Here is a 16,999-nt window from a genome sequence, read left to right on the forward strand (position 1 = left end):
AGAAAATTTCAAGCAGGGCTCACCACCTTTAGAAGATCACGCTGATTCCCGCGTTATAAGCCTTATACACCGGGAAACCGTAGTAACCACCGCCTTCAGGGCCGAAATCCTTAAATTTCAGTTTATCCCAAGTCAGAAGATTCTGCCCGCTTAAGATAAGCTTCACCTTATTCAAACCTATATTCCGGGTTACAGAGTAAGGTAACATGTAAGATAGTTCGGCATTCTTGAGCCGCAGGTACGAGAGGTCCATGAGCATAAAATCACTCGGCTGATTACTTGTAATGCTTTTCAATGATAAAGCAGGCCATGTTATCTTCGCACCATTTGTCTGCCTTTCAGGAGTCCATGCGTTGGCCGCAAGTGATGTATAAATACCATCATACTCAGCTCCGAACGGCCCGCCATACATTCCGGAAAATTTTGATACTCCCTGGAAGAGGAAGTTCAGTTCGAACCCTTTGTAAGAAACACCACCGTCTGCACTGTAAGCATATTGCGGAAGGGCGCCGTAACCTAATGGGGCCAAATCACGTTGGTCAATTATCTTGTCCCCATTTAAATCTCTGAATTTGAGATCTCCTAATCTCGGCACTCCCATACTATAGGTCAGGCCGCTGTTAGTCAGTTCCTGTGGCGTATTATAATAACCGTTCCCGCCGCTATAGTCGACAAGATATCCGAACAATTGGCCTACGGGATATCCTTCAATTCGATTTTTGTAAGCAAAATCATCCGTTCGTTTTGCCTCTTTAACATCTATATTGGTGTTTTTTGCATGACTGACCATCGCACCCAAAGAAACCTTCCAGTCGGGGTTGATATTTTTCTCATATCTCAAGGTTATTTCATATCCCTGATTCTTAAATTTTCCGCTATTTGTGGGCGGATAAGACCCTAAAGGAATTCCCTGATATAACGGGATATTCCCGGTGGGGTCTACTATGAGGTTATTCATTTTATCGCTGAACGCATCAAATGTCATTGACACGGCATTTAAGAATGTCAAGTCCACCCCCGCATTTACCTTTGTAACCAACTCGGCCGCTATATCAGGATTTCCACGCTGACGTTCAACAATAAGATATTGAAGATAAGGGATAGGTCCACCACCCTGATACCTGATATTGTCCAGGTAAGCATAGCGGTTCAAATTACCCTGATCGTTACCCGTAACCCCAAACGATCCCCTTAATTTGAAAAATGTCAACACGTCATTGCCTTTGAGGAAAGGCTCATTTGAAGCTACCCATCCCGCAGATATTGCAGGAGTAAACACAAAGCGTTTGTCCCTTGCATATTGCTCTGAACCCGAATAACCGAGATCCGCTTTTAAAAGGTAGCGGTCATCAAAACCATAATCTACTTCAACCCCACTGCTTACTCGGTTGTGTGGAAGTATTTCCGCACCAGAGAAGTTACCGGTGATCAGATTTTGATAGAACATATAGGCCATTCCCCCTATTCTGTGGACACCAAATTGCCTGTTATAATTTAAAGCGGTATTATAAGAAAGGGTATAGTAATATCCGGCTCCCTTGCCATATGAAAGAGGGGTATTATTATTAGTTCCCTTTTTGGTGAAAGTTAACTCGTCTGTATTATCTGATCTTAGCCAGCGTTCATAGTTCTGTGTTGTGGTCAGCGATCCCACCGAGTTTGTCTGATAGGCAAACGTACCTACAAAATTCAATCCCTTGGTAAGATAATCCATATCCATTTTCAATCCGAAATGAGAAGAAATATTGGTTACTGTGTGCCTTGAGTAACCTGACCGGTTCAGAATACCGTAAGTGGGACTGCCCACCCTGTCCGTTGTGATCACCTTGCCACCGGGGTCAGTAATCTTTCCTGTATTGGGATCCTTTACCTCAGGGGTTACAGGCCCATACATAAAAGAGGGCATAAGGAACACGGTAGAATAAGCGTCCTGAGCATTCACCAGACCACCGGGCTGCCTCTCTCTTTTTATATTACCGCCCAGACGTACAAACGCACCCAGCCAGTCGTTAATTTTCACGTCTACATTACCGCGATAATTTAGCCAGGTATAGTTGCTGTTGCTTTTATACTTGGTTTGGTCGGTATAAAAAGGTCCGCCCTGATGTAATACATTTAAGTTAGAATAGAAAACCACCCGATCATTACCACCTTGAATCTGGAGTGACCCTCTTTGCATCCCGGTAATGTCCCGGATATAGCGATTATACCAGTTGTTACTTTGATACTTGTCGGGCATGTCGCCACTACGATAATGATTGATCTTTTCCTGTGTAAAAAAATAATTCGGAGCTTCACCGTCATTTATTGCAGCCTGGTTACGCATCTCCGCCCAGGAAGCAGCGTCATAAAAGGCAGGTCGCGTTGTAGCCTGGTGCATTGTCTGATCGAATCTGCCGGATATTTTCAAACCATCCATTTTTACGCCCCTCTTGGTTCGTATTACTAAAACGCCGTTTGCTCCCTGTATACCGTAAAGAGCCTGTGTGGAAGCGTCTTTCAGCAACACAACTGATTCCACTTCTTCCGGAGTAATGTATTCCAGCGATTGTCCGCTGTTAAAAGAATTCATGATGCCGTCAATGACCACCAGCGGCGCAAGCCCCCTGCCCGAAGAAATACCCCTGGAATATAGACTTGTCGTAGTACGGGTCAGTTCTGAGTAACCTTGTTGCGTGAATAGTCCCGAAAGCCTGCCAGGTAATGTCATAGTGAAGTTAGCTACCGGAGAACGCGCAAGCACATCTCCGTCAACTCTGGAGACGGCGCCGGTAACTTGCTTTACTTTTTGAGATGTATATCCAAGATCTACAATATCATCTCCCGCTACGGCATCCCACTCTAATTGTACGTTCAGAACTTCCCCGCCAGTGAATGAAACGGTTTGTGATTTGTAATGTTTATTTGAAAATAAAAGCGACTTGCTTCCGTCATCGACAGTGATTGAATACACCCCATCGATATTGGTAGAAGTTCCGTTTTTACCGTTAGCTGAATTAATAAGTGCACCCAAAAGAGGTCTTCCGAATTCGTCAGTAACTTTCCCAGTAATCGTCTGGCTCAAAGATTGGGCATTAAGAACCATAGCTCCTGACATAAAAAACAGAAAGACTGGCAATCTCAGCATTTTTCCGATAATTTTCTTGTATTCCATAATAATTTTTTAGTATTCGGTTTGTCAGTTATAGGTTTACCATCCAGGGTTCTGCCAGCTAGTTCCCGTTAATGATAACAGGCGATTCGCTTCAGACAAGGGTATTGGCGTTAGCAAAAACTTGTTGGTATAACATTTTCTTTCAGTTTCTCGCACCGGACGACGACTATACGTGAATGTACCGTTCGAATTCCGTGTAATTTCCATCGCTGTCACCCATTTATCTGTTGCACCTAGGTCCCCGTCAGGTTTCGTCCAGCGACGCACATCGAAATACCTGTTTTCTTCCATGGCTAGTTCCACCCTGCGTTCATGCCGAACTCGTTGTATCAGCTTTTCTTTTGACAATAATGGTATCGGCGGCATACCGACTCTTGCTCTTATTTCATTAACAGCATCAGTTGCTTCCTGTAAGTGATTTGTCTCAGCCGCTGCCTCCGCAAAATTCAAAATCACTTCCCCCAGCCTAAAAAGCTTCCAATTTGCACCTCCAACTGCATTGTCACCGCCCGAATTGGGGTGAAGAAACTTCCTTTCAAAATATCCGGTGCGGGTAGCTTTTCTGACTGCTCTGTCAATTCCCGTTTGGGGTTCACCCACATAGGTCATGATAAACCTTGTTCGATTTCCCATACCTGCAGGAAAGTTTTCAGGGGATGAACTAGTTTCGGTAAAATTCCACAAAGCTTTTCTCCTGGACCCGTTATAGTAAATTGAAGCATAAAATCTTGGATCCCTGTTTACGTAAGGGTTATCGGGGTCATAAGTTTTATTTTCCGTGTTATAATTGGGTTGCGTATGTTTTTCGTCAAGGTAGGGTCGGTCCAGGTTAAGAATGGTTTGACCATCAACAGTTTCATATGCATCAACCAATTCCTGCGTAGGACAAGTACCGGATTTATATCCGTCCTGAGCTCCAATACCATCGATATTCCAAATATTTCCCTGCCCATCCCTGCTTTGATACAAAGTTTCCTTGTCAATCGCACCAGGGGAATTTTCCATACTATTTGTGAAATACTCATTATACAATGCAGCCTTCTCATTTTTGCCATCCCCGGGGCCAAAAAAGGCCACGTCGGACATATAGGTTTGAGGAAAATTAACCTTATCATATAACTTAAAGCCCTGAGCTCTTAAATTGGCCAGAGATCTCTTATTGATCTGGTATGCCTCCTCCCAATAATTGTTTCCGCCATTATAAAGCGGGCTGGCAGCAAATAAGATTATTTTGGATTTTATAGCCTCCGCCATTGCCTTGTTCACTCGGCCATACTCACTTCCTACTGTTATTCGCCAGGGAAGTTCCGAGGAACTGAGTGCAGTATCACAGTCGCTAATGATAAACTTCGCAACATTGTAATAGCTCTCTTTTTTTAACTTCGAGAAATTGTCATTAAAACTGTAAGGCGAACGGGAAATCGGCACCGCAGCACCAAACCACTTCAGCAATTCATGATAGTAGTAAGCGCGAAGCAAATGTGCTTCAGCTTTCCATCGATTCTTGTCAGACTCGCTTTTTACTGCAGCAGTCGGGATCCGACTAATGAAAACGTTCAATTTGCGTATGGCAGTCCAATAAAAATTCCAATAATTGCCATTATATGCATCGTCAAAATCGATTATTGGATGGCTCCCCGCCGATGCGTCGCCATTATACATCCTCCCCGATTTGATCCACGGCTCTGCTTCTGCATCGGTATCCCACGCCTCATCGCTCCATTCCACGGGACCGCGACTCCAGAAAAAATATCGTGTTCCTTTTACTGGCAGCCAGGTATAGCACGTATTTAAATAAGCGGCTGTCTTGTCGTTATCAGCAAATATTTCGTCCATTGATATTTTCCCGTCCGGTGCAATGTCTAAAGCTTTCTTACACGAAGAAACAAGAAACATCAAAATCACAAACGATGATATTACTATATATTTATGTTTCATATTATTTAGGTTTCAAAGAGTTAGAAAGTTATATTTAAGCCTACATTTAGCGATTTTGTGACGGGGTAATCAATGGATCCCCGGTTTTCCGGGTCCAGGTGTGTAATAGGCATATGGGTCCAAACAAAATAATTGTCGGCCCTTGCATATACCCGGGTTGATTTTAATCGGAGTCTATTTACCCACCCGGAAGGAAGCCTATAACCCAGTTCGACTGTCTTCAATCTCGTAAACGCGTGATTCATAATCCAAAAATCATTTGCCGTATGATTTGTCGTAGATCGGGTACTCAATGCGGGATAGGTAATTTCTTCGCCAGCAGCGTACCTTTCTGGCGTCCATGCTTTCAAATGGAATGGGAAATACGTTCCTAATTTAATGTTTTCATATTGTCCCTGATCATTCCCGTACCGAAATGAATAGCGCCCAAGTCCTTGAACAAAAGTGGTAAAATCAAAACCCTTAAACTCCAGATTCAGCGTAATACCATATGTCACTCCAGGTATAGTGGTGTATTTTACCGGCGCAATATCCTTATCGTTTATCACTCCATCGTTATTCAGATCGAGATACTTAAAATCACCTACGCGAGGATCTCCAAATCCGTATTTGATCCGGGACAAATACTCGTCGAGTTCCTGTTGCGAATTAAAGTAACCATTGCCATTGCTATAGTCGATCTTATATCCCCATTGCTGACCGAGCGGGAATCCAGTTGACCTGTAACGGTATGCATAGGTGGAATCCCGGATAGGCTCGTCAAGGAACACCACTTTGTTTTTATTCACACCCAGGTTGCCCATAATATTTATCCTTAGGCCGTTCGAAAACGTTTTCACATATTTAGCCTCCAACTCCCAACCACTGTTATCTACTTTACCCATATTTGCTTTTGGAAGATTACCCAGAGGAACTCCCTGTAATACGGGTACCGATCCCCTGGTTATTAATATCTGGCTACGATTCTCAATAAAGTAATCGAAGGCAAGCGTTAATTGTCGGAAAAGTCCTAAATCAATACCAAAATTTTTCTTCTTCGATAGCTCCCACGACAAGGCAGGATTTCCTAGTAACCCTTCGTTTACACCTGCCCCTAAACCGAGGCTTGGCAATGGGCCTCCGCCCATAGTGATATTATCGAGATATAAAAACCTATTACTACCAATTCTGTCGTTACCCACCACACCATAAGAGGCTCTCAATTTAAGCGTCGAGATCACATTGTTTATTCCCTTCATAAAGTTCTCGTTGCTTATCACCCAGCCGACAGAATAAGCGGGGAAAAAACCAAATCGTTTAGTAGGTGCAAATTGCTCAGAACCGTTATAGCCCATATTGAATTCTGCAAGGTAACGCGTATCGTACCCGTAAGTTACCCTTCCGGCTACGCCTACAACGTTATAGGGTATTTCGCCGCCCGTGCTTTCCCAATTATCCCTTTGCGCCAGGATCATTCCGCCCACGTCATGTTTCCCAAACTCTCTTTGATAATTTAAGGCGGCCTGAAGATTAATATTGTACCGCGAATCAGCGCCACCAACTATGCTTAACAGAGATTCGTTTGGCCTCTTTATAGTATAATTAAGTGAGTTTGTATTATAATCAACATTCGCCACATATAACCTCTCCGACTTGTTGGCTGACGTGGCGGTAGTGGATCTCGAGTCATAAGAGACCATCCCTCGTGCAGTTAACCCTTTTGTTACCCTGTTCAGATTCCATTTTAGTTCAAACGATGTATTGAGATTCGATCTCACTTCTCGCCTGTAGCCGAATCTGTTCATGATCTCAAAAGCGGACCGATCTATGTAATTCGGATCTACAATCTGTCCAGCCGGAACACCGTAACCCGGTATGGTCATCGGACCAGGCGTGATGGGGAGAATTGTGGTAGCGTGATAGAGCCAATCGATAACCATCCAATGGGTATCATTGCCATACAGCCATGCAGCAGGCATATTTACTTTTTCCAGATAACTTCCGATGTTTAAAGAGGCAATTAGATTTTTTGTTATTTTATAGTCGAGATTTGATCTGAAATTATAACGATCCAACCAGGACGAAGCATCATAACCCAAAAGGGATTGCGGCTGCACATTAAAATTACCACCCTGATGTAAATAAACTGCATTAAGGAAATAGTTCAAACGATTGGTCCCGCCGCTTGCGTTGATATTTACGCGTGTCTGTGGTGAATATTGCTTGACCATCTCCCTGTAGTAGTAGTGATCGGGATAAATATAATTTCTTAGCGCAGCTTGTTTTTGATAATCCGGATCGTTAGGATTAAGGCCGTCCAGCGGGTTTTCATATTTTGCTATGATATTAGCAGGAAACGGAGGATTTTTAATTCCGTCGTTTCGCGCTGCCTCATTTCGCAACCGCATATAATCGGCTGAATGCAATCTGGCTGGTTCTCTGGTAAATGAGTTATAAGTTTGTTCAGCATTTATTTGTAATTGTGTTTTTCCCGGAGAACCTCTTCGCGTAGTAATAAGGATTACACCGTTGGCACCCCGCACACCGAACACTGCGGTAGCCGAGGCATCTTTCAGAATTGAAACTGACTCTACCTCGTTGGGGTCTAGTGTTCGGATATTGTCCCTGGGAACTCCATCGATCATGATCAATGGCTGTTGGCCATTAGTTGTGGCGGCGCCGCGCAAGTATAAGAGGGCGTCATCACGACCCGGTTGTCCACCGGAAGCCTGTGTAGAGACGAGGCCGGAAAGTTTACCCGCCAGAGATGTAGCTAAGCTGGCGGCCGAGCTCCTCCTCAGTTCTTCTGTTTGTACGGTGGAAATGGCAGCAGTCACCGAAACTTTCTTTTGACGCCCGTACGCGGTGACCACCAGTTCACTAAGATTTTGTCCTGTGGCATCAGGTAATAGTTTTATGGTCACCTCCCGCTGAGTTCCAGCCACAAAAGTGTAGGGTAAGTAGCCGACAAACGAGACCACAACTGAATCATTCTCGGATATCATTTCCAATGAAAATCTTCCTTCAGAATTAGTTGTGGTACCGCGGTTAGTCCCTTTTACCGTAATAGAAACACCGCCTATGGGTGCGTCGTTTTCATTTAATACACGCCCATTTAAAATCCATGCGGCCGGAAAAATCTCTGTATTCGAATTGAATGTATTTCGCGGCCAGTCGGTTGTAGAATTAACGGTAGTCGCATTTACTTGAAAACTCTGTGTTATTGTTAACAAAACAATGGATACCGCGAGCCGAGATAAACGGAGTATTAGTCCGGGATGGGAACTCACATTCATAATTTGGTTTTTATATGTATTAAAAGTGCTCTGATTTTTTTGGGAAGTTTCTCACAATCGTCAACAAGCTATCCTCGACAGAATAAAACTAATTCGAGAAATCGGGTTATCCATCCTGCCCTGTGCTGTACTGTTCTGCACTATACCGTTCGCTGAGGTATCCGTTCCAGATTAGATTTCCATCGCTTGCCGGATTCAATTTTTGATACCCCGAAAATTTCTATTTAGTTGGCAGCCATGTGCAGACTCGCTTCCCGTTCCAATTGTTTACCGAAGAATAATCCACCATGTTAATGAACCCACCAACCACAGGCACCTTGTATTTCATTCGGTATAAAGGTGATTTTTCACTGGTAATATTGACAAAACCACTTTTGGAAATAACCCGGACGGGTTGGTCAAAATCCTTTTCCAAGTTCTCGTCTCTTGCCAAAACGATAGGTCCTCTGGTCAGTGCCTGAAAATTCTCACTGCCGGCTTGGCTGCCTTTTGGGGCATCAATCAAACGGCACCTCATGTCCAGTAGCAATTCAATTTTATCGCCCTGCGACCAGATTCGTGTAATATCCTTATATTTCCCAGGCGTTACGGGATATTCTTTCCCGTTCACCAGCAACACTGTTCTTTTACTCCAACTCGGAATTCTGAGTGCTAAATTGAATTTTTCCTGTTTTTTCGGATACACCTTAATTTCGACTTTTCCGGAACGTGGAAACTCAGAAACGATTTTAATATCAAGGCCTCTTCCTGATGGTGTTTTCGTTTGAATTTCCGCAGCATTGTACAAATTAATAACGGGGCCCTTCCTGGATTCCATTACCGCAACATATGGTATATAAGCTAATCCCATTGGACCATTTAAATTGCAACAGGTTATGCTCACCCCGTTTACCGTCCCGCCCCAGCCTTTAGTATTAGTTTTGACACCATTTAGAAGATTTACATAGCTGAAGCCGTCTCCCTCAGGTTTCATAGCTCCTATCAACCCGTTGTAAATGTACTTTTCAATATAGTCCACCGCTGAGGGATCGCCGCTCAACCTTAAGATATGGCTGCATAGCTTTAGCCATGTCACACCCACGCAGGTTTCCATCATACGCTGCATATTCAAATTGGTTTGTTCCACTGCGGTATTGTCCCATGCTTCCCCGTAAACAGCAGGGTGATAAGGTTGATCGCCACCGCCGTTTCCTATAATAGTAATTTCATTCGCTTTAATATTCCTGAATAAATTGAACAGGGCTTTTTTGCAATACTGGTCGCCGGTAACCCTGTAATAATCTGCGATTCCCTCGAATAGCGACATCATTTCGTAAGCTTTGGGATACGGGCCTCCCATTTCATAGGGCAGCACATTATTGTAGGCCTGCTCAATAATATTATATCCCTTGGCACCTCCTTCGGATATGATATATGTTGCAAAATTGAGGAAGCGCCTTTGCCCTGTTAAACGATATAGTCTCATTACAGGCTCAAGGATAGTACTGGATTCAATGTGGTTTGGGCTCCACCCCTCTGCGTTCACGGGAACTTTTGGTGGGTCCCCAATTTGCTCGATTAATAAATCAACCTGTTCAATCAGCGTAGAGAGCACCTTGGGGTCCTGCTCTACATTCTCATAATATTCTTCAAGGCCTAATAGTACATACTTACGTTCCCAAAGATCGCCTAGCTTTCCCTCTGGTTGTTTTGAATCCTCGGATGCACTGATACTTCCGTTATTTCGTTTTGTGGAAATCAGGTCATAAACAGTACTGCGCAATCTGGTTTTCAACTGGGGGTTTTTATTATACCGGTAAAACATACAGCCGGAACGAACGGCTTTTCCCCACATTTCTCCCTGAGCAAAATAGGAACGGCCTTTACGAAAGATATCGACAAACCCTGAATAAGGAACTACCCCTAAGTTCCAGTGCTGGATAGAGTTTTGAATGTCGTTTTCGAAATAACTCGTCAGCTTTACAGATTGTGGTGGTAATGGGGTAAAAATATCGCTTACCTGCGATGAAACTGAAAGCCATAGGACCCCGGATAAAAGTGAAAAAAATATTTTTTTCATAATTTATAGTATTTTCAGATCACCATTTGTAAATAACTATATCGCCGGGATCAACCTCCCGCTTACTTGTGTAGGCAGCAGCATTCACAATGCTTCCATCTTTCAAAACTCTTTTTACCGAATTGTCTAATTCGATATCAAGTTGCATTGCATTAGTAAAATCTCTGTTCAAAATCACCAGATAATGATCCCCGCTCTTCTTAATCAGTGAAACCAAAGCCCCTTGTCCGATCGTTTCGAGTTTTTTAACATGGTCGGGCAGATCTACAAGTCTTTTGGTGCCTGCAGGTAAAACATCTCCGGTATGATAGACGGACAATATATCTGAGCCCAGAAAAACAAAAGATAAATCTCTTATTTCTCTGTTCACAACGCAGATCCTATCGTAAACCACCGATCTTAGATATTTTCCGGAACTATCTTTTGTGATCGGGCTCTCATGAAAATTCCAGATCGTACCTTCTGGAAGCCAGTAAGTAAAATATTGGATTCCCTGGGCTCCGTAGGCAAGATTGCTAAACACCTGTAGCCTTAGTTCTGCGACTGTTGGTACTTTATACGGGGCGTGAGCGGTTGTTAACGCAAAGGCCCAGAATGGCTTCCCTGCTTTCTTTGCTTTTGAAGCGATGATTTCCAAATTAGCGTAAAAAGTTCCACGCAGCGAATTATTTACAATAGGGTAGTGATCGAAACTTAAAAACTGGGTTGGGACTTCAGCAATATATCGGTCGACGTACTCTTCATAGTTACTCACCCCCGCGCCCACGGGGTCGAAATAATTAGGGAGCAGGTTGATATATGTAAAATGTTTGTCATCAACAGAACGAATCTTCTTTACCAACTTTCCCAAAGAATCAAAAGCAGCGGCACCAGGCTCATCAACAATAGAATAGCCGGCCACCGACGGAAATTTCATTATCCTTTTTACCGTTTTCTCTGGTTCCTTAAAAAGTTCGGGACAGGTAACGACCATTTTCACGCCTGCGATATTTGCAATCTTTAATGCATGTTGAAGCTCTCTTATATTCTTAAAATCATGAGTCAGGCTATGAGTAATACCTGATTCCTTTAGCTCCTTGTACCGCTCCAAACTCGTGTGACCTGAAGGGATACTAAACCAGGCAAGAACCGGAATCTCTTCTTTCACGGCTTTGGGCTGTTGAGCAATAATGCTCAGCGCAAAAGAGATAAAGACCGCAGTAATCAATATTTGTTTCATACATTGGTTTATTTCGCTTGGTATAATAAATTAATGCATCCCCCAGGGAGCTACATCTTCATTAATACTCCGATCCATGCAATCTGACTCGGCCAGCGTAATCCGTCGACCTCTGAAAACGTTTGTGGCAAAACATTTATTGACGTACAAAATAGGAAATAACATACTCCACAAATGGACGAAATCGTTGTTTTAATGGCCTGCCAAACTTTTGCTAAAGCTAAACGATATAAATGTCACGACTGTCCTGTACTCTCATGGTCGTTAAATCCAGAGGCTCCCACTCTGCCTAATGTCATTTTTCATTATTACTTTTTGTTCTTTGTCAGTCTATAAAACAGATATGCACGCCTGGCAGGTATATAGAAGGCAGCTCTGGCGGGGGCATGGTTCGACCTCCTCCCAAAAAACCGTAGGAACTAAAAGTAGCAATTGGGGCAATATTCATAATTTAAAAATAAATATATTATTATTAATATGTATTTAATTCGCGTTGGCTCTTATATTGCGAAGTGCAAAACTACTTTGCATTGACCGCAAATCTCATTTATTAAAATATATACTAAACTTGACGAAAAACTGATGTTAAATGTAAAACTCATCATGCGGCTATTCATTGGCGCATATTTTCGAAACAATATAGAAAGAACACCCGAGAGATTTTTGGGAAGATATAACCACTCGATTTTATTATTTCTGATGTTAATTCACAAAAATATTATGCAAAAACTGAATAAATCAATGTTATTATTGAATACAAAGTAATATTTATTGTTGATTCCTTGGAAACCGCTAAAAAATAACGTATATTGCAATATTATAACGGTTAGCACATAATTTTCTAAACCAATATTGTCAAATTAAATTTGAATTGCCATGCCTCATTTACGACTTCGGAAACTTCGTCTGGCAAAGAATTTGTCTCAAGCCCAAATGGCTGACAAGCTTTTTAAAAGTCAAAGCGCCTACTGCAGATTGGAAAATGGCCAGACGACCTTGCCGGCAGGCCTGATTCCAGTGATCTGCGAAATTCTTAGTGTTTCCCCGGTTGACTTTTGGGACGACGAGATAAATTCCCCCGGGAACCAGCCTGACTCCCCCACGTAGAAAACTATTAGATCTCCCCCTACCAAAATTTCAGATTACTCGTATTCAGGGAGCAACTTAACGGAAGCAGCTAAAATCAACTAAACAAGAGAACAGCAAGATTGTTGCCACTCAAACCGAATCTGATACTGTCCGTGTTGAATCAAAAGTAATAGCACGGGGTTTAAAGTCAATTCATTCATTACCGACTATACACTTTGCACAGATACAGGCTTCCTTCGATGCCCGTCTGTAGTGAAGCAGCTTTCTGGTATTGCCTTCAAACCAATCGTAAGTGCTAGCGAGACCGACTTTCTTTTGAGATATACATAAGGATTATCCTGAATTTAATCTGGAATCCCGACGCAGGTAAGATGATATATATACGTATAAATGCATATGTACTTATGTGTATACGTAAAAGTATCCCGAATTTGCATCCCAATACTTCAGGTAGAAAAAGCAGGAGAGTTACTGTCGGCCAATGCCGGGATATTCCATCCCGGTCGGCCCAGACTTGCAGTCAAGCTCTGGCAACCTAGCTTGAGCCTCTTCGTGCCCGTGGATGAAGCAGCAGGCAGGGTGCACAAACCTGCCTACCCGGTTGCCGAATGCATTCCAATTTGGCTATTGCAATTTCCGGGAGTAATTTTGCACACGGCTCTTTACTTTCCAATCCTGGAAAAATGAAAGTCCCAGGGGCGCGACCACGCCCTGTAACTTGAAATGTAAAATATTAACCGTAGATGTTAGACCTGAATAATTTTGACCAGAACAGCGTCGCGAACCCCAATTATAATATTTTCGGACTTCCCAGTACCGAAGAAAATGCCGATCTTATCATCATCAACGCTCCCTGGGAAGTGACCGTAAGCTACGGAGCCGGTACCTCCCGCGCCCCCGAAGCCATTCTGAAGGCCAGTCTGCAGGTGGATCTGTATGACGCCGATATGCCTGATGCCTGGAAACGCGGCTATTATCTGGTTCCATCCGACCGGAAAATCCTGCTCAAAAGCGACTACCTGCGAAAAGAAGCTGAATTGTATATCGATTATATTTCGAAGGGAGGACGCCTGGCAGACAACCAGTTTATGCAAAAAACAATCCGGGAAATCAACGATGGCAGCCTGTTCTTTAATAACTGGGTGTACCAGCAGGCCATTGAATATTTAAATAACGGAAAACTGGTGGGATTGCTGGGAGGCGACCATAGCACGCCTTTCGGGCTGTACAAAGCACTGGCCCAAAAACATGAATCTTTTGGTATCCTGATGGTCGACGCCCACTGTGACCTCAGAGAGAGTTTTGAAGGTTTCCAATTCTCACACGCCAGCATCATGTATAACGCCCTCAAAGAGATTCCTAATATTACACACCTAATGCAGGTCGGCGTCCGCGATTTCGGACAGGACGAATGGGAATTTATCAAAAACAGCAATTACCGCGTTATTACCTATTTCGATAAAGAAATCAAAGAGCGGCAGTTCAACGGGGATACCTTTAAACATATCGTTGAAGAAATAATCGGGCAACTTCCTCAAAAAGTGCATATCAGTTTTGATATAGACGGACTGGATCCGAAATTATGCCCCGATACCGGAACGCCTGTACCGGGCGGGTTTGAGCTGGACGCAGTGTTCTATTTATTCAAAAAAGTTCTGGAAAGTGGCCGGCAGATCATTGGGTTTGACCTGGTGGAAGTAGGCAGCGGTGATACCGATTGGAACGCCAATGTGGGCGCCAGGGCGTTATATACACTCTGCAATCTGCTGGCAAGCAGCAAATGACCTGCCAGTCCCGCCCCGTTATACACCGGGGTCCCAGGATAGCACTGACCCGGATTCTGTCACCATTTATAAAAACCCCCACTATGTCCCAGGAGAGCGCCGGAAAAATAGCATATACTTTCGCCCTGCCAAACCGAAAAATTCAGATCTACCAGGCATTTGCTTATGGAATCCTGTTGCTGAACCTGCTGATGGTGTCCATGGTTCTGGCTAAAAACGGGGGTTATCTCATGCAGGCCGGAATTCAATTGGGCGTCTGGCTGATTTTGCTCCTGCTCGACATCCGCAATCATAAAAAGGGTAAGCAACTATTCCCGCTTGGTCTACTGATGCTGGCCTACGGCGTATTCTGGATCAGGTATGGGGTTAACTGGGCCTTCGCGGCGAACATACTACTCTGGTTCCTGTACACCGTCTCCAAAAGGAAGCTGATCATCTATTTTCATGAATACCTGGTGGAATATCCCTCTTTCCCGAAAAAATCTATCCCCTGGTCGGACCTCAACAACGTGATGCTGAAAGATGATATACTGACCATCGACTGTAAAAACAATAAAATCTATCAGCATAATATCCAGGATTCAGAACAATTCGCTGATGAAAAAGAATTTAACGAATTTTGCGGGAAGCATTTGACAAAATGAGTTTATCACAATCACCCTATATTCTGTATTCCGACGGAAAAGGCAACATTTTTGAAGACACCACCCTGTATGTAACCGGCCGGTCAGGCTGGGATGCCCTCCCCGTACCGGATTCAGCATGGATCCCGCTGCCGGAAGGTGGGTCGCTCTACGAGTTACCAGGCAGACGAGGTATCGGAATAGATGTAAAGACGGGTGAGATGCGGTTATGCACGAAAGGATGGGCCGTTGCCGCTTTTATTCCACCCGCTCATACCGGCTTTTATTTATCGGCCTACGAAACAGAGGCCTCCGCACCCGTACTGCCCTTGTTTTGCTATACCGCAGCAGGCTGGCTGGAGGGAAAATTCTATGTGCCGGCCGTAAGAATCGAGCAGGACATCCGCCAGGAATGCGATGGTTTTGACGTTCATAAAGTTGAAGATGGCGTTGAATACCTTACAAAGGCCTATCCGGCAAACAGGCTGGTCAAACACCTGGCTGAAAATTGCGCACTGACCTACCACTGCCCCGCTGCCCGGAATTATTTTATGGGTCGATGGGAATGCCCGGTACCCGTATCATCTGCCTGCAATGCAAATTGTGTGGGATGTATTTCATTGCAGCCGGATGAAGAACCGATCGTTTCAAACCAGGAACGACTCGCATTCCGGCCCACGGTAGAAGAAATTGTGGAGTTTTCCGTTCCCCATCTGACCGAAGCGCCCTACCCGATCATCAGTTTTGGACAGGGCTGCGAAGGTGAGCCGCTGCTGATGTGGGCGACCATTGAAAAAGCAATTTTGGAGATCAGGAAACACACGCCGAGAGGCAGCATCAATATAAATACCAACGGGTCTAAACCGGATGCGGTAAAACGCCTGTGCGTGGCGGGATTGAATTCAATCAGGGTCAGCACGAACAGCGCCAGAGAAGAAATTTACACCCCCTATTACCGCCCGAATAATTATACCTTCGGGGATGTGGTGGAAAGCCTGAAAATAGTCAGGGACGCCGGCGGATGGACATCCCTGAATTATTTCGTATTCCCGGGCATGACCGACGCGATAGATGAATATGAAGCCCTGCGGAAGCTGATCTCAGCGACCGGCCTGCGGATGATCCAATGGCGTAATTTCAATATTGACCCCGATTGGTATCTGCGAAAAATTGGTATTACAGAAACCGGGAAGCGCCTGGGCGTAGGGCAACTAATGCAATTGATCCGGGAAGAGTTTCCCGATTTGAAATTTGGGTATTTTAATCCACCTATCGAACGGATCCGCGGGCGTTTTGAAGCCGATTTCGCGCATTAATCTCCTCTAACCCTCAAAAAGTTTTTTCCGCATGAAGCCTAATATCCTCCTGGTACTGAGCCTGACCGCCTTCGTTTCCTGCACGCCTGCCCGGATGCCGGCAGGTCGCACGACGGCTTCAGCCAATCCATCGTCGTTGCTTGACCTTGTCAATGAGGCCCGGACAAAAGGATGCCGATGCGGCTCCACCTACATGCCAGCCGTCCCTAAACTAAAATGGAATAGCAAGCTGGCTGCCGCCGCAAAAAATCAATCGGATTACATGAACCGGGCAAAAAGAATGGGCCACAGCGGGAACAGGGGTTCCAATCCGGGAACCAGGATCACAGCAACAGGCTATCGGTGGAGTTTCTACGCCGAAAATGTAGCAGCCGGACAGTCCAGCGCGGCTGAAGTGATGAGAAGCTGGCTGAGGAGCCCTGGGCACTGCCGGAATATTATGAACCGCAATGCTACTGAAATGGGCGCGGCCCGATCAGGTGCGTATTGGACCGAGGTATTTGCTGCTCCTTATTGAATTTTCTAATAGCTTTCTTTGTGTA

Annotated in this window: 10 protein-coding genes; 5 read left to right on the plus strand and 5 right to left on the minus strand. The window is 44.4% G+C overall.

The features are described from left to right. Positions 1-28: 28 nt before the first annotated feature. From AC3WS5_RS10210 to AC3WS5_RS10230, 5 genes are all read right to left on the minus strand, one after another. The gene (locus AC3WS5_RS10210; RefSeq protein WP_492467268.1) at positions 29-3,154 is read right to left on the minus strand and encodes a SusC/RagA family TonB-linked outer membrane protein; all 3,126 of its coding nucleotides are present in this window, start codon (positions 3,152-3,154) and stop codon (positions 29-31) included. Positions 3,155-3,190: 36 nt separating this feature from the next. Further along, positions 3,191-5,092: a RagB/SusD family nutrient uptake outer membrane protein gene (locus tag AC3WS5_RS10215; RefSeq protein ID WP_492467269.1), complete on the minus strand. Its 1,902-nt coding sequence runs from the start codon at positions 5,090-5,092 to the stop codon at positions 3,191-3,193. 20 nt (positions 5,093-5,112) lie between these two features. After that, complete coding sequence (locus AC3WS5_RS10220) at positions 5,113-8,367, minus strand: SusC/RagA family TonB-linked outer membrane protein (RefSeq protein ID WP_492467270.1); 3,255 nt, start codon at positions 8,365-8,367, stop codon at positions 5,113-5,115. Between the two features lie 220 nt (positions 8,368-8,587). Beyond that, a complete protein-coding gene (locus AC3WS5_RS10225) occupies positions 8,588-10,426 on the minus strand; it encodes a beta-L-arabinofuranosidase domain-containing protein (protein ID WP_492467271.1) in 1,839 nt (612 codons plus the stop codon). 19 nt (positions 10,427-10,445) lie between these two features. Beyond that, positions 10,446-11,645 (minus strand): hypothetical protein, encoded by a 1,200-nt coding sequence (locus AC3WS5_RS10230; protein ID WP_492467272.1) that lies wholly within the window; start codon positions 11,643-11,645, stop codon positions 10,446-10,448. An 876-nt stretch (positions 11,646-12,521) separates the two neighbouring features. Here AC3WS5_RS10230 and AC3WS5_RS10235 point away from each other — a divergent pair. The 5 genes from AC3WS5_RS10235 (at position 12,522) to AC3WS5_RS10255 (ending at position 16,974) form a co-directional block, all read left to right on the plus strand. After that, on the plus strand, positions 12,522-12,752 hold the full coding sequence (locus AC3WS5_RS10235; RefSeq protein WP_492467273.1) for a helix-turn-helix domain-containing protein: 231 nt from the start codon (positions 12,522-12,524) through the stop codon (positions 12,750-12,752). A gap of 725 nt (positions 12,753-13,477) precedes the next feature. After that, the gene (locus AC3WS5_RS10240; RefSeq protein WP_492467274.1) at positions 13,478-14,518 is read left to right on the plus strand and encodes an agmatinase family protein; all 1,041 of its coding nucleotides are present in this window, start codon (positions 13,478-13,480) and stop codon (positions 14,516-14,518) included. 83 nt (positions 14,519-14,601) lie between these two features. Continuing rightward, positions 14,602-15,162, plus strand: a complete 561-nt coding sequence (locus AC3WS5_RS10245; RefSeq protein ID WP_492467275.1) for a hypothetical protein — start codon at positions 14,602-14,604, stop codon at positions 15,160-15,162. Next, complete coding sequence (locus tag AC3WS5_RS10250; protein WP_492467276.1) at positions 15,159-16,457, plus strand: radical SAM family protein; 1,299 nt, start codon at positions 15,159-15,161, stop codon at positions 16,455-16,457. Before AC3WS5_RS10245 ends, AC3WS5_RS10250 begins: the two co-directional genes overlap by 4 nt. Before the next feature lie 31 nt (positions 16,458-16,488). Continuing rightward, a complete protein-coding gene (locus tag AC3WS5_RS10255) occupies positions 16,489-16,974 on the plus strand; it encodes a CAP domain-containing protein (RefSeq protein ID WP_492467278.1) in 486 nt (161 codons plus the stop codon). The last annotated feature ends 25 nt before the right edge of the window (positions 16,975-16,999 follow it).

The sequence above is a fragment of the Niabella sp. CPT15-335-S11 genome, assembly GCF_058792415.1.